General features: G+C 68.0%; 16 protein-coding genes. 12 read left to right on the top strand and 4 right to left on the bottom strand.

The genetic code is table 11. The features are described from left to right. The first annotated feature begins 64 nt into the window (after positions 1-64). From WD430_RS06910 to WD430_RS06895, 4 genes are all read left to right on the top strand, one after another. Entirely contained in the window at positions 65-802 is a 738-nt protein-coding gene (locus WD430_RS06910) for a hypothetical protein (protein WP_339105281.1), read from the top strand. A 623-nt stretch (positions 803-1,425) separates the two neighbouring features. Further along, a complete protein-coding gene (locus tag WD430_RS06905; protein ID WP_339105279.1) occupies positions 1,426-3,612 on the top strand; it encodes a bacterio-opsin activator domain-containing protein in 2,187 nt (728 codons plus the stop codon). A gap of 222 nt (positions 3,613-3,834) precedes the next feature. Then, positions 3,835-4,098 carry a HalOD1 output domain-containing protein gene (locus tag WD430_RS06900; protein ID WP_339105278.1) on the top strand — a complete coding sequence of 88 codons (264 nt, stop codon included), beginning with the start codon at positions 3,835-3,837 and terminating at the stop codon, positions 4,096-4,098. 257 nt (positions 4,099-4,355) lie between these two features. Next, positions 4,356-4,502 (top strand): hypothetical protein, encoded by a 147-nt coding sequence (locus WD430_RS06895; RefSeq protein WP_339105277.1) that lies wholly within the window; start codon positions 4,356-4,358, stop codon positions 4,500-4,502. A 71-nt stretch (positions 4,503-4,573) separates the two neighbouring features. Here the strand turns inward: WD430_RS06895 and WD430_RS06890 are convergent, their stop codons facing one another. Beyond that, the gene (locus WD430_RS06890) at positions 4,574-5,689 is read right to left on the bottom strand and encodes a methyltransferase domain-containing protein (protein WP_339105276.1); all 1,116 of its coding nucleotides are present in this window, start codon (positions 5,687-5,689) and stop codon (positions 4,574-4,576) included. A gap of 229 nt (positions 5,690-5,918) precedes the next feature. On the opposite strand from WD430_RS06890, the gene WD430_RS06885 reads away from it, so the two are divergent. Next, positions 5,919-6,479: a TATA-box-binding protein gene (locus tag WD430_RS06885; RefSeq protein WP_005554970.1), complete on the top strand. Its 561-nt coding sequence runs from the start codon at positions 5,919-5,921 to the stop codon at positions 6,477-6,479. A 423-nt stretch (positions 6,480-6,902) separates the two neighbouring features. Next, positions 6,903-7,343, top strand: a complete 441-nt coding sequence (locus WD430_RS06880) for a hypothetical protein (protein ID WP_339105275.1) — start codon at positions 6,903-6,905, stop codon at positions 7,341-7,343. Between the two features lie 75 nt (positions 7,344-7,418). Here WD430_RS06880 and hisG read toward each other — a convergent pair whose 3' ends face one another. Beyond that, positions 7,419-8,321, bottom strand: coding sequence for an ATP phosphoribosyltransferase (gene hisG / locus WD430_RS06875; protein ID WP_339105274.1), 903 nt, complete (start codon positions 8,319-8,321; stop codon positions 7,419-7,421). A 136-nt stretch (positions 8,322-8,457) separates the two neighbouring features. On the opposite strand from hisG, the gene WD430_RS06870 reads away from it, so the two are divergent. Both WD430_RS06870 and merB read left to right on the top strand, forming a co-directional pair. After that, positions 8,458-10,776, top strand: a complete 2,319-nt coding sequence (locus tag WD430_RS06870; protein ID WP_407067138.1) for a heavy metal translocating P-type ATPase — start codon at positions 8,458-8,460, stop codon at positions 10,774-10,776. Between the two features lie 134 nt (positions 10,777-10,910). After that, entirely contained in the window at positions 10,911-11,549 is a 639-nt protein-coding gene (merB, locus tag WD430_RS06865) for an organomercurial lyase (protein ID WP_339105273.1), read from the top strand. Positions 11,550-11,592: 43 nt separating this feature from the next. On the opposite strand, the gene WD430_RS06860 is transcribed toward merB, so the two are convergent. Then, positions 11,593-12,225 carry a helix-turn-helix domain-containing protein gene (locus WD430_RS06860; RefSeq protein WP_339105272.1) on the bottom strand — a complete coding sequence of 211 codons (633 nt, stop codon included), beginning with the start codon at positions 12,223-12,225 and terminating at the stop codon, positions 11,593-11,595. A 153-nt stretch (positions 12,226-12,378) separates the two neighbouring features. Here WD430_RS06860 and WD430_RS06855 point away from each other — a divergent pair, with 153 nt between their 5' ends. Both WD430_RS06855 and WD430_RS06850 read left to right on the top strand, forming a co-directional pair. Further along, positions 12,379-13,335 carry an ABC transporter ATP-binding protein gene (locus tag WD430_RS06855; RefSeq protein WP_339105271.1) on the top strand — a complete coding sequence of 319 codons (957 nt, stop codon included), beginning with the start codon at positions 12,379-12,381 and terminating at the stop codon, positions 13,333-13,335. Then, positions 13,332-14,228 (top strand): ABC transporter permease subunit, encoded by an 897-nt coding sequence (locus WD430_RS06850; RefSeq protein WP_339105270.1) that lies wholly within the window; start codon positions 13,332-13,334, stop codon positions 14,226-14,228. Before WD430_RS06855 ends, WD430_RS06850 begins: the two co-directional genes overlap by 4 nt. A gap of 44 nt (positions 14,229-14,272) precedes the next feature. On the opposite strand, the gene WD430_RS06845 is transcribed toward WD430_RS06850, so the two are convergent. Next, on the bottom strand, positions 14,273-14,470 hold the full coding sequence (locus tag WD430_RS06845; RefSeq protein WP_339105269.1) for a heavy metal-associated domain-containing protein: 198 nt from the start codon (positions 14,468-14,470) through the stop codon (positions 14,273-14,275). A gap of 126 nt (positions 14,471-14,596) precedes the next feature. Between WD430_RS06845 and WD430_RS06840 the strand changes: the two genes are divergently transcribed. Both WD430_RS06840 and WD430_RS06835 read left to right on the top strand, forming a co-directional pair. Continuing rightward, the gene (locus tag WD430_RS06840) at positions 14,597-15,187 is read left to right on the top strand and encodes an AsnC family transcriptional regulator (RefSeq protein WP_339105268.1); all 591 of its coding nucleotides are present in this window, start codon (positions 14,597-14,599) and stop codon (positions 15,185-15,187) included. A gap of 84 nt (positions 15,188-15,271) precedes the next feature. Next, positions 15,272-17,881 (top strand): heavy metal translocating P-type ATPase, encoded by a 2,610-nt coding sequence (locus WD430_RS06835; protein WP_339105267.1) that lies wholly within the window; start codon positions 15,272-15,274, stop codon positions 17,879-17,881. Positions 17,882-18,080 lie beyond the last annotated feature (199 nt).

The following is an 18,080-nucleotide window of genomic DNA, read 5'->3' as shown; positions in this document are numbered from 1 at the left end:
ACGGGAGACCGTATGAGTCGGTCGACATCGAACAGGCTTTACACGACCGGTCGCGAGTGAGCGTATGGACGAGGACGTGTCCGCGGACTCGAGCGACGCCGAGACGATCCAGTGGCGACGCGACGCCTCGACGTCGCGAACCGTCCGGCTCCTGTGGTCGCTCGGCGTCGGAACGTTCTTCGCGACCGTCTCCATCATCGTCTTCTGGCGCCTGTACGACCTCGCCAGACAGGGCGGCGCCGGTGGCCTCGTCATCGCGGTGTTCGCCGCCCTCGTCGTGACGGTGTTCGCCGTCGCCACCGTCGGCGACACCGAACGACACCTCTCGGCCCTCGCCCGCCGACTGCCCGTCGACGCGCCCTCGGGGCAGGGCCTCGAGCGGGCGGTGGACGCCGCCCTCGGAACGATCGCGATGCTCGCGGTCATGGGGTCGCTGATGGCCGTCGGTCGGATCGTCTCCCAGCGGGAGCTGCTGGCGGTCGGCGCCGGACCGTTTACCGGCCTGGCCGCGCTGCTGGTCCCGCTGGCCCTCGTCGCGCTCGTGCTCGCCTCGTTTCTGCGGTCGGTCGGCGCGCTCGACCGCGAGGAGGGGACGATCTACCTCTACGATCCCGATCAGGCGATCGATCTCGCGGTCATTCGGGACGCTTCGAGTCGCCGCGTCGGAGATGCGGCGATCGTGACGCTCGAGTACGCCCAGCCCGACGGGCAGTACGTTCCCGGCCCGCGGCGGATCGTCATGCCCCCCGAGGTCGCTCGGGAAGTGGAGTCGCTGCTCGAGCGGCGGGCGTCGGCGCAGTGAACCGCGCTCGAGGACGCGGTGATCGGTCGCGTTCCCACCACTGACGAACACGGTACAGTCTCTCGATCGGAGGACCCGAACCCGTAGAGCGGCGGCTCGAAACCGAATCGGTTCGCCGACGCGTGCTTCGATCGCTGGAAACGGCGTCGGCCGTCGGCCTGCTCGGGCAGGCGTCGGTGCGAGCGGAACCGCGGAACGCTCGCGTTCCTCCGGACGATTCGACGAAGACGGCCGTGCTCCGCGACCGGGACACGGATCCGTGAGGTGCCGGCCGTCGCGCTCGCGGCGATACACCGAGTAGCGAAATCGGGTGCTGCCCTCGGACCTCGACACGCGAACGGCGTGCGACGGTCCGCTCGGACGAACCGTCTTGTCGATCCGAGTACACTAACGCACCGACCGACGAATCGGGCGGTTATGACAAACGACGAATGGGATGCCGCTCGAATTCATTGGGGGATAACCATCCGGTCACGGCCTCCTATGGATTTATTTGCTTCCTCGTCATCAGATCATGTATTCGATGAGTGACCACGTGGACGTATCAGAGATAGGCCGTAAATGTATTCTGAATTATGGTTGGTATACGGCCGCAACTGAATGATAGATAACTATATTCTTACATGATAGCGAACGACGGTCTCCGGATCCTGCTCGTCGAGGACAATCCGGGCGACGCTCGCTTGATCGAAGAGATGCTTCGGGAGACGACCGTCCCGTTGTCGTCGATCGAACGCGGTAGAGACCGTAGATCGGACGTCGACCGCGGAGCCGAGGCGGTGGAGATCCTTCGTGCCGATCGCCTCGAGACGGGACTCGAGCGGTTAGCGGCGTCGTCGGTCGACATCGTATTGCTCGACCTGGGACTGCCGGACAGTTCGGGTCTGGACACGCTCACGACCGTCCTCGAGCGTTCCGCGGCCGTGCCGATCGTGGTGCTGACCGGCCTCTCCGACGAACGGGTCGGCGTCCGCGCCGTCCAGCAGGGCGCACAGGCGTACCTCGTCAAAGACGAGATCACCAGCGGGCTACTGACCCGATCGCTCCGACACGCGCTCGAACGCCACCATCGCGAAACGCAGTTGACCGCGCTCTCGACGGTCTCGCGGGAACTGATGTCCATGACCTCCTTCGACGACATCGCGGAGCGGGCGGTCACGGCGGCGGCCGAATCCCTCGATTTTCCCGTCGCCGTGATCTGTCTCTACGACACCGATCGAGGCGAGTTGCGGCTCCGCGCTGCCACCGATCGGGCCGAAGAACTACTGTTCACCGAGGAACCGACCGACGACGCGGCCGAGGTCTCGACCTGCTTATCGGCGTCCTGTGCGGAGATCGTAGAGCGCGTGTTCGCCACGAATCAGGTCGACGTCGCTACGGCCGACGACGCACAGTCCTCCCTCTCGGACACCGACTCTCCGCTGCGAAGTCGGCTCACCTTCCCGCTCGATACGCACGGTGTGTTCCTCGTCGGTTCGACGAACGCGCCGACGATTCCGTCTATCGGCGTCGACTACGCGACGATCCTGGCGACGAACACGGAGGCGGCACTCGATCGGCTCAGCCGCGAACGGCGACTGCAGGAGCGAGAGGCTGCGCTCGAGTCGCAGACCGAGTCCCTCGAACGACTCAACCGGATCAACACCATGATCCGTGACGTCGTCCAGAGCGTCGTCCACGCGACGACGCGAACCGAGATCGAGCAGGCCGTCTGCGATCGACTGGTGGCCGTCGATTCGTTTCGCTTCGCCTGGATCGGCGCCCACGACTCGCTCTCGGGGACGGTTACGCCGAACGCTCGGTCGGGTGTCGAGAACGGCTACCTCGACAGCGTCCCGTTCGAGACCGACGGGGATTCGGCCGAGTGCGGCCCGGTCGGGGCCGCCGTGCGGACGCGTGAACTCCGGGTCGTCGAGGACGCGGTCCAGAAGCTGTCGTCCGCCTCACGGCGCGAGGAAGCGATGAAACGCGGTTATCGGTCCATCGCCAGCATCCCTCTCGTCTACGCGGAGACGCTGTACGGCGTCCTCACGATCTACGCGGACCGTCCGCGGATCTTCACCGAGCGAGTACAGTCCGTGCTGACCGAACTCGGCGAGACGATCGCCCACGCGATCAACGCGGTCGAAAGCCAGCGAGCGCTGATCAGCGACCGGATCGTCGAACTCAAGTTCGAGGTGCAGGACGCGGATATCGTCTTTCTCGAGCTGACCGCAGAGATCGGTTGCGAGTGCACCGTCGAGAGCGTCGTTCCGCGAATGGACGATCGGCTCCGGGTGTTCTTCTCGACCGGCGGCGCATCGGTCGACGAAGTAGTCGAATTCGCCGAACGATCGCTCGTCATCGAGGAGTTCACGCTCGTCGCGGAGCGGGCGACCGACTGCGTGTTCGAGTGTACGCTGCGAGAGCCGAACGTCGTTTCGTTCTGTCTCAAGCAGGGAGTGACGGTGCAGACGCTGACGGCGGCCGACGGAGCGGGCCACTTGACGGTCGAACTCTCCAGCGATGCGGACGTTCGAGGGTTTGCAGAGCGGTTTCAGTCGACGTATCCCGGGACATCGCTGGTGGCGAGTCGGGAGGACGAGCGATCGGTACAGACGCGACAGGCGTTCCAGACGACGCTGGCGGACCGGCTGACGGATCGGCAGGCGGAGGTCCTTCGGACGGCCTTCTTCAGCGGCTACTTCGAATCGCCGCGCGCGAGCAGCGGGCGGGACGTGGCGGCGACCCTCGACATCACGCAGCCGACGTTCAACCACCACCTCCGAGCGGCCCTGCGCAAGCTATTGACGCTGCTCTACACCGACTGATCGACGTGTCAGTCGACCGAACGCACTGAGGGGTCTCCATTTGCAGCGCTCGACCGTCGTTCGAGTCGATCTATCGGGGATATCTCAACTGATAGCGTCCGCTCGAGAGGGGTACCTCTCAATTGAGCTAGTACTGCTTTCCCCGAACGGTTCGTTTCTCCGAATAGATAACAGATGAGCGCAACTGAGCCAACGACCCGACGTCTCTCTCGATCCGATGAAGTGTGTACCACGGTAGCGCTGGCGGTCGCAGACGCGACGGAGACGCCGGTCGACGAACTACCGCCGCTGTACTCGGTGATCGACCCCGACGCCCTCAACGGTATCTTCCAGCCACGCAACGGCGATCGTCCGCAGGCGGATACGCACGTTTCCTTCTCGATCGCGGGCTGCACCGTCAGCGTCCGCGACGGCACCGTTACCGTCTTCCCGGACGCGGAGACGTCCGACGACCGGGCCACCTCGATGCCTGCGCGCGTGAACTGAGATGCGCATCGTCAGCCACGACGGGTTCGATGGATGACTCCCCATCGACCACCAACGCGTCCGACGCCCCCGATCGGTGTGCGAACTGCGGGACGAGCCTCGATCGAGGCAGTTGGCATCCGACTGTCGGGTGGACGGACGCGGACGACACGTACCGTCTCGCTCGGTTCTGTAGCGACGCGTGCCGCGACGAGTGGCGCCCGTCCCGCGACGGACCCGATACCCCGTAACCGTCACCGACGGTCGCGGGGACTCCGATGACCGACGCCGACGCCGCGGACGATCGGATCCGCGAGGAATTCCGCGAATTCACGTCCGACGACGGCGTCGGCGGCGTCATCGTCGATCCGGAGAACGATCGCGCGTGGATCGCGTCCACGTTCACCTGCGACGTCGAGCAGTAGCTCGCCGCCGTCGCCGGTCGGTGCCGCGGCCCGACCCGATCGCGTCCGATCGAGTCTCGGTCCGCTCGCCCCTACGTCGACGGCTCCCGTCGCTCGAGGACGAGCACGTACCGCGTCAGCGAGCGATGGACGCGGCGTTCGAACGCGGCCTCGAGTTCCCATCCCGCCGCGCGGGCCTCGCTCGCCCACGATCGATCGGCGATCATCACGGCCCGCGGGGCGACTCGTCGCGCCTCGGCCAACGCCCCGGACACCAGATCCTCGAGGCGGTGGGTCTCGATCTTCGACTGGCGACCGTAGGGCGCGTCGAAGACGACGCCGTCGACGCCGTCGTCCGCGAGCGGAAGGTGGGTCGCGTCGCCGCGCGCGACGGCCCAGCCCCCGCGGTCGACGCCGGTCGGCGACGCCGTCTCGGGCTCGAGGAAGTGTGCTAAGTTCTCCCGCGCGCCACGGACCATCTTTTCCTGCGCGTCCGTTCCAACGACGTCGGCGCCGACGAGACCGGCCTCGACGAGGCCACCGCCGGTCCCGCACATCGGATCGAGGATCGTCGCGCCGGGCCGGGCGCCCGCGATGTTCGCCGCCGCGCGGGCCAGCAGGGGGTCCATGCTCCCCGGCTGGAAGAAGGGTTTGTCCGTCGGCGCGCGGCTCCCGAAGTCGCGGACGCTCTCGGCGGCGAGCCAGCCCAGCGCGCAGACGGAGACGCGTTCGCTCAGTGCGTCCGCGTCCGCCCCCTCCGAGGCGAACAGGTCGCCGGTCTCCGCGTCGGCCTCGAGGCTCCCGCCGCCCTCGAGCGTCCCCTCGGAAAACGTCGCACGCAGCACGTGGTCCGGGTCGTCGAGGTCGACTGAAAAGCCCCGCTCGACCAGCACGCTCCCGAGTTCGCGCTCCGCGCGTTCGGTGCTGACGGCCGTCGAGCCGTGGACGTCGGTCGCGCGCACGGCGACGCTCCCCTCGCGGTCGATCGGCGCGGTCTCGAGCAGCGCCCGCGCGCTCTCGAGGTCGGCGTCCGTCCGACCCATCAGCTCGCTCGCGCGGTGGGTGTACGCCAGTCCGCGGACGCGCTCGGAGCTGACGGCGTTCGCGACGGCGAGGCCGGGGGCGATCCGCCGGACGCCGGTCGCGGCGCTGGTCGCTTCGCGGGCCGCGAACGCGTCGTCCTCGCCGCCGAGCTCGAGCAGGTACACGCCCGTAGCTCACCGCGGCGGCGGCCATGAGCCTACCGCTTCGCGGTCGTCGCCGCGCCGTTCCGAACGCCGATCGGCTTCGAATTCGTCCTGACTTAAACCCACTTGCGAGCCAGTGACACCGGTTAAATTGGCATATAACACGCTTTCGGAGCCGTCGAATATACCGGATATATCAGGTGGCGGTACTAACCTTTATAAACCTTAAATACGTCTTTTTAAGCGACTTATGACGGATCCCAAGGACACCATCAACATCGAAAACGTGGTGGCGTCGACCGGTATCGGGCAGGAACTCGACCTTCAGAGCGTCGCGATGGACCTCGAGGGCGCCGACTACGATCCGGAGCAGTTCCCGGGCCTCGTCTACCGCACCCAGAACCCCAAGTCCGCCGCGCTGATCTTCCGCTCGGGCAAGATCGTCTGTACCGGTGCCAAGAGCACCGACGACGTCCACGAGAGCCTCCGCATCGTCTTCGACAAGCTCCGCGAACTCCAGATCCAGGTCAACGAGGACCCCGAGATCGTCGTCCAGAACATCGTCACCAGCGCCGATCTGGGCCGCAACCTCAACCTGAACGCCATCGCGATCGGGCTGGGCCTCGAGAACATCGAGTACGAGCCCGAGCAGTTCCCCGGTCTGGTCTACCGCCTCGACGAGCCCGAGGTCGTCGCCTTGCTGTTCGGCTCCGGCAAGCTCGTCATCACGGGCGGCAAGAAGCCCAAGGACGCCGAACACGCGGTCGACAAGATCGTCTCCCGCCTCGAGGACCTGGGCCTGCTCGAGTAGCGCCACCCGTTTTCGCCCCCTCATCGGCTCGCGGTTAAGGGCCGTATAGTTTTCCGCGGCGTCCACAGCCGCGTGTCGCAGTGCTGTGGGCTCGAGAATCACAGTGCGATTCTCGAACGCACCGCGCCGCGCTCGTGACACCGCCACCGACTGGGTTCGAACCACCGCGGACGGACGCCATCTCGGTCGATAACTGTTCTGCTCATTGGCATTAGTGGTCGCTTTCGGTCGATAGTCGAGGCGGTTTTTCGACTCTCGCCGATCACCGGCCCGGAAACCGTTTCGCCGTCACTTCACCGCTCTTCCGCCGAATTTCGATCGTTCAAACCCCGTTGAACGATCCATAGTGGGTTGAATTCGGTCTCAAGCAGCCCAACGACTGACCCGGTTTATCCACTCGCCGACGCTGAGTGTCTGGTATCGATGACGATCCACACAGACCGGCCGACGACCGCGTCACCTGCCAGCCGCCGTCGGCGCGCGGACGACGGCGACGACCGTGCGGACGGGACTGCCGTCGCCGCCGACGACTCCATCCCGCAGGCGGCCGTCCGCCGCGTCCTGGACAGCGATCGCCGCCGCGAACTGCTGCGCTGTCTGCTCGACGCGGAGGAGACGCTCGAGTTGCCGGCGCTGGTCGCCCGGATCGCCGACGCCGAACACGACGCGACGGCCGTCACCTCACTGCTGGAACTGCGCCAGCGCGTCCACGTCTCGCTGTGTCGAACCCACCTGCCGCTGCTCGAGAACTACCGCGTGCTGGCCTACGACGAAGGGTGCGGCTGCGTCGCCCCCGGAGCGCGGCTCTCGGCGTTCGAATCGGTCCTCGATCTCGAGGCGCTCAGCAACTCGGATCGCGCGTGACTGTCGTCGCGGCCGTAGCTCGGAGGATTCGGGCCCGCTGTCGCTCCGCGCGAACCGGGCGCCGCGCGGCCGCGATTACTCCACCAGCCGTTCGATCTCGGTCACCAGAATGTCGCTCGCGCCGGCGTTCTTGACCTCCGTGATCGTCTCGAAGACCCGTCGTTCGTCGACGACCGCGTGGACGGCCACCATCCCGTCGCCTTCGGCCTCCGCTCGCGTCTCCCCGTCCGGAGACCCCGTTGGCGTCTCCCCGCCGGCGATGTCCATCACCGTCGGTCCGCCCATGCCGGGGATGACGTCGCGGACGTCGTCGAGTCGCTCCCGGGGCACGTTCATCATCAGGTAGCGCTTGCCCTCGGCCTGCTTGACCGACGAGAGCGCCGTCCGGACCTCCTCGACCTTCGGGTCGTCGAGGACGTCCTCGCGACCGAACAGCCGGACCGAACTCGAGAGCACCTCCTCGACGACGGCCAGCCGGTTCATCTTCAGCGTCGTCCCCGTGCTGGTGATGTCGACGATGGCGTCGGCCATCTCGACGTGCGGGGTCAGCTCCGTCGCGCCCGTGACCTCGACGATGTCGGGCTCGACGCCGGTGTCCGCGAAGAAGTCTTCAGTGATGTTCGGGAACTCGGTGGCGACGGTGCCGCCCTCGAGGTCGTCGACGCCGTCGATGTCGCCGTCCTCCGGCGCCGCGAGGACGAGCCGACAGCGCCCGAACTCGAGATCCAGCAGTTCCGAGACGGTGTCGACGCGCGCTTCCTGCACCTGATCGTACCCCGTGATTCCGAGGTCGGCCGCGCCGTCGGCGACGTACTCCGGGATGTCCGCCGCGCGGGCGAAGAGGACGGAGACCTCCGGATCGACGGTGTCGGCGTACAGTTTCCGGTCGGCACCGTTCTCGAGATGGAGCCCCGCCCGCTCTAAGAGGTCGATCGTCGGCTCGTGCAGGCGGCCCTTGTTGGGAACGGCGATTCGCATATGGCCTCCGTTGGTCGCCGGCGGGGAATTGTCTTTTCATCCGGACGACCCGTCGGCGCCCGAACCCCTTCCCCGGGAGTCGCCAGCCCCGGTTCCTTGGTTCGCGATACCGTTTCGGTGACCCGAGGAACGGCTCATGGACGACCGCGACCGCCGAACCGGGAGCGATTCGGTGCCGACCGAGGGCGCTCGAGACGCCGACGAGCGATCGGACCGCGTCGAGGAGTCGCTACTCGAGGACGAGGCCGACGCCGCCCGCGGCCGAGACGAGATCCGCGATCGACGGGAGCGCGAGAGAGGTCACACGGGCGACGAGCGCGGCGGGAGTCACGGCCGGTACGGCGAGGATCGCGGTGGCGGGCACGGTGGTGGCAGCCACGGCGCCCACGGCGGCATGCACGCCGGCCACGAAACGATGTTCCGCCGCCGATTCTTCGTCTCGACGCTGCTCTCGATCCCCGTCCTGCTGTACAGCGAGATGCTCCAGGAGTGGCTCGGCTTTTCGGTGCCGGCGTTCCCCGGCAGCGAGTGGATCGTCCCCGTCTTCGCGGTGATCGTCTTCGCCTACGGGGGCGTCCCCTTCCTCGAGATGGCCGTCCCGGAACTGCGGGATCGCGCGCCGGGGATGATGACGCTCATTTCGATGGCGATCGCGGTCGCGTTCGTCTACAGCCTCGCGAGCCTCGTCGTCCCGACCGAGTCGGCGTTCTTCTGGGAACTGGTGACGCTGATCGACATCATGCTGCTGGGCCACTGGATCGAGATGCGTAGCGTCCGGCGGGCCTCGAGCGCGCTGGACGAACTGGCGAAGCTGATGCCCGATACCGCCGAGCGGATCACGGACGACGGCGAGAGCGCGGGACCACGTCCCGCGGATAACCGTGCACAGCCCGGTGAAATAGAGGAGGTTCCGGCGAGCGAACTCGCAGAGGGTGACCTCGTGCTCGTCCGGCCCGGCGCGAGCGTGCCCGCCGACGGCGTCGTCGAGACGGGCGAGTCGGACGTCGACGAGTCGATGATCACCGGCGAGTCGACGACCGTCTCGAAGGAGCCCGGCGACGAGGTGATCGGCGGGACGGTCAACGGCGACGGGAGCCTCCGGGTGCGGATCAGCGCGACGGGCGAGGAGACGACGCTGGCGGGCATCATGCGCCTCGTCGAGGAGGCCCAGTCGAGCGAGTCGAAGACGCAGGCGCTCGCGGACCGCGCCGCGGGCTGGCTGTTCTACGTCGCCCTCGGCGCGGCCGCCGTCACGGCCGTCGCGTGGACGATCGCGACCGGGTTCGACTCGGCAGTGATCGAGCGGGTCGTGACCGTCCTCGTCATCGCCTGCCCGCACGCGCTCGGACTGGCGATCCCGCTGGTGATCGCGATCAACACCTCGCTGGCCGCGCGCAACGGAATGCTCGTCCGGGACCGGATCGCCATGGAGCAGGCCCGTACGCTCGACACCGTCGTCTTCGACAAGACCGGGACGCTCACCGAGGGCGAGCAGGGCGTGGTCGACATCGCGACCGTCGAGGACGCCTCCGAGGAGGAAGCCCTGCGGCTCGCCGCCACTGTCGAGGGCGACTCGGAGCACATGATCGCACAGGCCGTCCGCGAGGCGGCCGACGAGCGGGGCCTCGAGCGCCGAACCGCGACCGATTTCGAGGCGCTGAAAGGCAAGGGCGTCCGCGCGACGGTCGATGGGGAACGGATCTACGTCGGCGGGCCGAACCTCCTCTCGGAACTCGAGGGCGACGTGCCGACGGAACTCGAGCGATTCGCCGCTCGAGCGGGCGAGAACGCGCAAACCGTAGTGTATCTCGTCCGAGAGGGCGAGCCCGTCGCCGCGTTCGCGCTCGCGGACGTGATCCGCGCGGAGAGCTACCGCGTCGTCGACGCGCTCCACGAGTTGGGGCTCGAGGTGGCGATGCTGACCGGCGACTCCGAGGACGTCGCCCGCGCGGTCGCGGCCGACCTCGGGATCGACACGGTCTTCGCCGAGGTGTTGCCCGAGGACAAGGACGAGAAGATCACGGAGCTCCAGAAGAAGGGCAAGTCCGTCGCGATGGTCGGCGACGGGGTCAACGACGCGCCAGCGCTCGCGCGAGCCGACATCGGTATCGCGATCGGGAGCGGGACGGACGTCGCGGTCCAGTCGGCGGACATCGTCCTCGTCCAGAACAATCCGATGGACGTGGTCCGACTCGTCAAACTCAGCCGCGCGAGCTACCGGAAGATGCAGCAGAACCTCGTCTGGGCGGCGGGCTACAACGTCTTCGCGATCCCGTTGGCGGCGGGCGTCCTCGCGCCGATCGGGATCCTCCTCTCGCCGGCCGTCGGCGCACTGCTCATGTCGCTCAGCACGGTGATCGTCGCGATCAACGCGCAGTTCCTCCGCCGGACGGACCTCTCGATACCGGGTCTGCCGGGCGTTTCCGCGCCGCGGGAGCCGCGGCCGGCGGACTGACTCGGTGACCGAACCGTGCCGATCACCTCGCACGCCGTTCGCGCACCGTTCTCCGTCGACCTTCCGTCGACCATCTAAACGGTCCCAGTAAATTGGGAGTCACCTCGATAGCCCTGACCGCTCGTCTACCGAGTATGACGGACGATTCTGGTGCCCGTGGGAGCGGCACTGACGACCGGACGCGCGAACCGGACTCGACGACCGATCGATGGCTATCCGACGTCCCGGTTCTCGAGACACAGCTTCCCTCGGATCTGCAGACGGCGTTGGGACGACTCCTCGGTGCGGAACCCGTCGAAACGCTCGAGGAGTGGATCGCCGCGGTCCGTCGTCGGACCGGCGGCGGACCGATCGCGGTCGACGATCTGTGCCACGCCGGCGAGGAGACGGCTCACTGGGGCGAGCTCGACGGCACCCGCTACCGCTTCCGGTGTTTCTACGACGCCGTGCTGCTGTCCGCGCTCGCCGAGCGGCCGGTCGCGATTCGAACCGAGAGCCCGGACGGAACGGTGATCGAAGCGCGCGCCGCGGGGACCACGGGCCTGACGACCACTCCCGAAACGGCAGTGTTCTCGTTCGGCGTCGACGATAGCGTCGAACCGCCGTCGAACGGCGAGCCGTCGCACGCGGACGTCTACGCCGCGGTCTGTCCGTACGTCAGGGCGTTCCCGGACCGCGAGGCGTACGAGCGGTGGGCCGACTCCGTCTCGGCGGCGACCGTCGCGATGCCGCTCGAGGGCGCCACGGAACTGGCGGCCGCACTCACCGACTGACCGCTCGAGCGCTCGAACGACGCCGCCCTCCCCGCGCACCGGGCTACAGGTGCTGTTCCAGCAGGTTCCGCTCGGCTCGCTGGAGCAGTTCGGCGACCGTCGACGAATCGACCTCGAGCTCGGCGGCGACGTCCTCGCTCGTCACCGTCCGCGGTACCTCGTAGTACCCCATCTCGTAGGCGGTTCCGATCGCCTCGCGCTGGCGGTCGGTCAGTTCGTCCAGCGGGTGATCACGTCCGTCGTAGGTCCCGAACTTCCGGAGATCCGGCGACACGCCCGCGGCCTCGTACTCGGCGACGGTTTCGGAGATCGTCTCCCGTGAGCCGACCAGTGACAGGGTCGCGCCCCGATCGGTCACGTCCGGCTCGCAGGTCCCGATCAGGTCGTCCGCTCGCTCCGCGAGCCCTTGGGGGAGCCCCGGTGCGGTAAACGCGATCACGTAGCGGTGGTCGTCGTCCGCGTCGGCGACTCGCTCCCACCAGTCGACGTACTCGAGGTCGGACAGCCGCTCTTCGTCGATCGGTCTCTCGACCGCGACCTGCACGATGGCTCCGGTCCCGTGACACGCGAGTTCCTCGAATCCCAGTACCCCCGCCTCGCGACTGAGCGAGACCAGCTCCGCGATTCCCATCCGATCGAACGCCGGATCGGTGAGCGTCACGTGGGCTTCCCTCATGCGCGTAGGTACCACGAACCGGGGTAAAGCGTTGGTCACCGATCACTCGCCTGACCGGTTTCCGACCGACCGGCCGCGCCGCTCGAGCCGGAATAAACCGTCCCAGTATACTCGGAGCACGGCCAATGCGTTTCGCGCCGGTATCGGCGGGCGATGGCTGCGATCCAAACGAACGACCTGACCAAACGCTTCGACGACGTCGTGGCCGTCGACGGCCTCGACTTGCGCGTTCGGGAGGGGGAAGTGTTCGGCTTCCTCGGCCCGAACGGCGCCGGCAAGTCCACGACCATCGACGTGCTGTTGGACTACGTCCGCCCGACCGCGGGGACCGCGACGGTCCTCGGCGTGGACGTCCGCGAGGAGTCGGCGGCGATCCGGGAGCGCATCGGCGTGCTCCCCGACGGGATCGACCTCTACGACCGGTTGACCGGTCGGCGTCACCTCGAGTTCGCGATCGAGTGGGCCGACGCCGACGACGACCCTCACGCGATACTGGACCGCGTCGGACTCGACGACCGCGACGCGGCCCGGTCGGTCGGCGACTACTCGAAGGGCATGCAACAGCGGCTCGCGCTGGGGATGGCGCTGGTCGGCGATCCCGACCTGCTGATCCTCGACGAACCCTCCTCGGGGCTCGATCCCCACGGCATTCGCCGCATGCGGGATCTGGTCCGCGAGGAGGCTCGAAACGGGACGACGGTGTTCTTCTCGAGTCACGTCCTCGGCCAGGTCGAGGCGGTCTGCGACCGCGTCGGCATCCTGTCCGACGGCGAGTTGGTGGCCGTCGACACCGTCGAGGGGCTGCGGAAAACCGTCGGCGCCGGCTCGGAACTCCGCCTGCGCGTGACCGGCGGTATCGACGTCGGTATCGGCGATATCGACGGCGTCGAGTCGGTTCGGTCGGCGGACGGCATCTACCGGGTCGCCTGCTCGGACTCGCGCGCGAAAGCGCGGGTCGTCACCCGGCTGACCGACGCCGGCGTCGATATCCTCGACGTCGACTCCGCGGAAGCGTCGCTCGAGGACGTGTTCACGGCGTACACGACCGACGGCGACGTTCGCGACGCGGAGACGGACGACCCCGTACCCGTCGAGGAGGTGGCGCCGTGACGGCCACCTGGCGGGACGTCGCCCGGAAGGACTTCGAGGACGCCGTCCGCTCGCGGCTGCTCTGGGGGCTCATCGCCGTCTTCGTCGCCTTCCTGGTGATGTCGCTGCTCTCGGCCGAACAGCTCTTTCCGGAGCCCGTGACCGTCGACGCCGCGCTGGCGCTGTCGGGCGTCGCGATGCTCGCACAGCTGTTCGTCCCGGGCATCGCGCTGGCCGTCGGCTACATGGCCGTGGTCGGCGAGCGCCGATCCGGGAGCCTGCGGGTGCTGCTGAGCTATCCGTTCTCGAGGGGGGAGATCGTGGTCGGCAAACTCGCCGGTCGACTGCTCGTCACCGGGGCGGCGCTACTGATCGGGTTCGCCGCGGCCAGCGGTCTCGTCGTGGCGCTGTACGGCGTTCCCGACGTGACGACGTTCGCCGGGTTCGTCGCGACCGGCGTCCTGCTCGGGCTGACGTTCACGGCCCTCGCGGTCGGCGGCTCGGCCGCCGCCTCGACGCAGGGACGGGCGCGGACGCTCACCATCGGCTCGTTCGTGGGGATGGTGTTCTTCTGGAAGCCGGTCGTCGTCGGGACCTATTATGCGGTCACGGGATCGCTCCCGGGGATTCAGGCCGAGCCCTGGTACTTCCTCCTGAAGCGGCTCAACCCGCTCGAGGCCTACCGCGTCGTCGTCGGTGCCGTCCTCGACGAGCGGGTGGACGCCGTTCCCGAGTTCCCGCTCGAGGACGTCCCCGCTACCGTCTCGCCCGAGACGCTCGAGCTCTCGAACCGGCTCGCGGGTGCGGTGCCGTTCTACCTCGCGGACTGGTTCTCAGTAGTCGTGTTGCTCGCGTGGGGGATCGTTCCCGTCCTCGCGGGCTACCGCCTGTTCGAGGGGGCAGATCTCGGCTGAGAAGCGACCCGACGGAATATCGGGGAGACGTCACCCGATTCCGATCACGCGCTCGCGTCGTAGCCGGCCTCGTCGACCGCGCTGACGAGTTCCCGGCTCTCCGCGTCCCCCTCGACGGTGGCCTGCGCCGCCTCCCGGTCGACGTCGACCGACTGCACGCCTTCGACGCCCTCGAGCGCCTCTTCGACGGTCTGTTCGCAGTGCTCGCAGGACATGCCTTCGACGGTGATGGTCTGGCTCATACGAGAAGAGAGGGGCCGCCGGACTTTGTGCGTTTCTGCTTTCGATTCGAACGCGAACGGGTTCGAGGGTTTCGATTCCAAAGTGACGGGCGGCACGCTCTTTTCACTCGAGCCCGAACGGGGCGTATGCGCGACCTCGACGAGACCGACATGACGATCCTGCGGCTGCTGGGCGAGAACGCCCGTCGACCCTACAGCGAGATCGCCGAGCGAGTGGGGCTCTCCGGGCCGGCCGTCTCCGACCGCGTCGAGCGCCTCGAGGACGCGGGCGTCATCGAGCGGTTCACCGTCGACGTGGATCAGGCGCAGCTCCGGGCCGGCGTCCCGGTGTTCGTGCGGGCGACCGTCCCCGCGGGGACGGTCGAGGACTGCCGAGCGGCCGTCGCGGACGCCGACGCCGTCGAGCACGTGTTCGTCACCGCCGACGGCGAGCTCTGGTTCTACGCCCGCGCGCAGGTTCAGCGCGTCCGCGAGTGGCTCGACGGGCTGCTCCCCGACGGCGACGGCGTCGACTACGACGTGACGCTGATCGACGACGCGGAGTGGACGCCCTCGCTCGAGGGCACGCAGTTCGCGCTCACCTGCGCGGAGTGTGGCAACACCGTCGACAGCGAAGGGGAATCGACGAGAATCGACGGCGAGGTGTACCACTTCTGCTGTCCGTCCTGCTCGAGCCGGTTCGAAGGCCGATACGATCGGCTCGAGGAGGGCGTCTGACTTTCGATGCGAAGCTTCGGACCGCTCTGAACTTTGGATTTCGACCAGTAAAGTGGGTAAGGCGGAGTCCCCTATGAGTTACTAATGAGTACCCGGACCGCACACCTGGACATCCGGGGCATGAGCTGTGCGAACTGTTCGCAGACGATCAGCGATGCCCTGGAGTCCCTCGACGGCGTCCGCGAGGCGACCATCAATTTCGCCACCGACGAGGGGACCGTCGAGTACGACCCCGAAGCGGTATCGCTCGCCGAGATATACGCGGCGATCGACGAGGCCGGCTACGAGGCCGACCGCTCGAGCCGGTCGATCGGGATCACGGACATGTCCTGTGCGAACTGCGCCGAAACGAACGAGTCGGCCCTCGAGTCCGTCCCCGGCGTCATCGAGGCGGAGGTCAACTACGCGACCGACGAGGCGTCCGTCGCGTACAACCCGGCCGACGCCTCGCCCGCGGACCTCTACGGAGCGATCGAGGACGCCGGCTACACGCCCGTCCGCGACGATACGGGGGAGGGCGACGAGTCGGACCAGGACCGTCGCGACGCGGCCCGGCAGGCCGAGATCCGCAAGCAGCGCCGGCTGACGATCTTCGGCGCCGTGCTCTCGGCCCCGTTCCTGTTCTTCCTCGCCAACAGGTTCCTGCTCGGGGGCTCGGTCCTGCCCGAGACGGTCTTCGGCGTCTCCTTCGGCTGGGTCGAGTTCCTGCTCGCGACGCCGGTCTACGTCGTGCTCGGCCGTGAGTTCCTCGAGAACTCCTACACCGCGCTCGCGAAGAATCGGACCGCCAACATGGACGTGCTGATCGCGCTGGGCTCCTCGACGGCCTACGTCTACAGCCTCGTCGTCCTGCTGGGCCTGCTCGCGGGGAACCTCTACTTCGACACCGCCGCGATGATCCTCGTGTTCATCACGCTCGGCAACTACCTCGAGGCCCGCTCGAAGGGCCAGGCCGGCGACGCCCTGCGGAAACTGCTCGAGATGGAGGCCGAGACGGCCACGCTGGTCGACGACGAGGGCAACGAGGAGGAAGTGCCCCTCGAGGACGTCGACGTCGGCGACCGGATGAAGGTCCGGCCGGGCGAGAAGGTCCCGACCGACGGCGTCGTCGTGGACGGCCAATCGGCGGTCGACGAGTCGATGGTCACCGGCGAGTCCGTCCCCGTCGAGAAGGAGGAGGGCGACGAGGTAATCGGCTCGACGATCAACGAGAACGGCGTGCTGGTCGTCGAGGCGACCAAGGTCGGCGAGGACACGGCCCTGCAGGGGATCGTCCAGACCGTCAAGGAGGCCCAGTCCCGCCAGCCGGAGATTCAGAACCTCGCGGACCGCATCTCGGCGTACTTCGTCCCCGCGGTCATCCTCAACGCGACCTTCTGGGGGCTGGTCTGGTTCCTCTTCCCCGAGACGCTGGTCGGGATCGTCGACGTCGTTCCGGCGCTGGGACTAGTCGGCGGCGGCCCGGCCGCCCTCTCGACGTTCGAGTTCGCCGTCGTCGTCTTCGCCTCCGCAGTGCTGATCGCCTGTCCCTGCGCGCTCGGGCTGGCGACGCCCGCCGCGACGATGGTCGGCTCCACGCTGGGCGCGCAAAACGGCGTCCTGTTCAAGGGCGGCGACGTCTTAGAGCGCGCGAAGGACGTCGACACCGTCGTCTTCGACAAGACCGGGACGCTGACCACCGGCGAGATGACGCTGACCGACGTGGTCGCCCTCGAGGACGAGGGAGAGGGCGCCCGAGCGGCCGCTGACGGCGGCGAAACGGCGGCCGACGGCGGCGTAGTGGAAACCCGCGACACGCTCGACCAGGACGAGGTGCTCCGCCTCGCCGCCAGCGCCGAGCGCGACAGCGAACACCCGCTCGCGCAGGCCATCGTCGAGGGCGCGGAAGAGCGCGGCCTCGAACTGGTCGACGCCGAAGACTTCGAGAACGTCCCCGGGCAGGGCGTCCGGGCGACCGTCGGCGGCCGCGAGGTGCTGGTCGGCAACCGGCGGCTGCTCGAGAGCGGGGGCGTCGACCCCGCGCCCGCCGAAGCGGCGATGGAACGCCTCGAGCGCGAGGGGAAGACGGCGATGCTGGTCGCGGTCGACGGCGCGGTCGCGGGCGTGGTCGCGGACGCCGACACGGTCAAAGAGAGTTCGGCCGACGCGGTCGCCGACCTGCGCGAGCGCGGGCTGGACGTCATGCTGATCACCGGCGACAACGAGCGGACGGCCCGTGCGGTCGCCGAGCGGGTCGGGATCGACCCCGACAACGTCCGCGCCGGCGTGTTGCCCGAGGACAAGGCCGACGCCCTCGAGGACATCCAGTCGTCGGGTCGCAAGGCGATGATGGTCGGCGACGGGGTCAACGACGCGCCGGCCCTGGCGGTCGCCCACGTCGGCACCGCCATCGGCTCGGGGACCGACGTGGCCATCGAGGCCGCGGACGTGACCCTGATGCGCGACGATCCGCTCGACGTGGTGAAGGCGATCCGGATCTCGGAGGCCACGCTGGCGAAGATCAAGCAGAACCTCGTCTGGGCGCTGGGGTACAACACCGCGATGATCCCGCTGGCCTCGCTGGGGCTGCTCCAGCCGGTGCTCGCGGCCGGCGCGATGGCGCTGTCGTCGGTGTCGGTGCTCTCGAACAGCCTGCTGTTCCGGCGGTACACGCCCGATCACGACTACGAACTGCTCGGCCGACTGCGACGCTAGTCGCGTGCGGTATCTGCGGACTCCGGTTTTCGACGGATTTCCCTTGTTTCGGTGAGTAATCGACGGACGCAGCTGACTTTCCGCATACCGTGGCAACGGAGAATGCCACACCCTCCCCAACCGATTCGCTCGTTCACGCTGTTCACTCGCTCATCCCTCGCACGGGTTCGTCGGCTGGTCTCGCTATCGCTCACGGGTC

This window comes from Haloterrigena sp. KLK7 (assembly GCF_037914945.1).
Lineage (GTDB): Archaea > Halobacteriota > Halobacteria > Halobacteriales > Natrialbaceae > Haloterrigena > Haloterrigena salinisoli.
This window is presented reverse-complemented; position numbering and strand designations above follow the sequence as displayed.

Coding starts and splice junctions, on each gene's coding strand:
- WD430_RS06910 (WP_339105281.1), top strand. CDS start 65: ATGGACGAGGACGTGTCCGCGGACTCGAGCGACGCCGAGACGATCCAG.
- WD430_RS06905 (WP_339105279.1), top strand. CDS start 1,426: ATGATAGCGAACGACGGTCTCCGGATCCTGCTCGTCGAGGACAATCCG.
- WD430_RS06895 (WP_339105277.1), top strand. CDS start 4,356: ATGACCGACGCCGACGCCGCGGACGATCGGATCCGCGAGGAATTCCGC.
- WD430_RS06885 (WP_005554970.1), top strand. CDS start 5,919: ATGACGGATCCCAAGGACACCATCAACATCGAAAACGTGGTGGCGTCG.
- WD430_RS06880 (WP_339105275.1), top strand. CDS start 6,903: ATGACGATCCACACAGACCGGCCGACGACCGCGTCACCTGCCAGCCGC.
- hisG (WP_339105274.1), bottom strand. CDS start 8,321: ATGCGAATCGCCGTTCCCAACAAGGGCCGCCTGCACGAGCCGACGATC.
- WD430_RS06870 (WP_407067138.1), top strand. CDS start 8,458: ATGGACGACCGCGACCGCCGAACCGGGAGCGATTCGGTGCCGACCGAG.
- merB (WP_339105273.1), top strand. CDS start 10,911: ATGACGGACGATTCTGGTGCCCGTGGGAGCGGCACTGACGACCGGACG.
- WD430_RS06860 (WP_339105272.1), bottom strand. CDS start 12,225: ATGAGGGAAGCCCACGTGACGCTCACCGATCCGGCGTTCGATCGGATG.
- WD430_RS06855 (WP_339105271.1), top strand. CDS start 12,379: ATGGCTGCGATCCAAACGAACGACCTGACCAAACGCTTCGACGACGTC.
- WD430_RS06845 (WP_339105269.1), bottom strand. CDS start 14,470: ATGAGCCAGACCATCACCGTCGAAGGCATGTCCTGCGAGCACTGCGAA.
- WD430_RS06840 (WP_339105268.1), top strand. CDS start 14,597: ATGCGCGACCTCGACGAGACCGACATGACGATCCTGCGGCTGCTGGGC.
- WD430_RS06835 (WP_339105267.1), top strand. CDS start 15,272: ATGAGTACCCGGACCGCACACCTGGACATCCGGGGCATGAGCTGTGCG.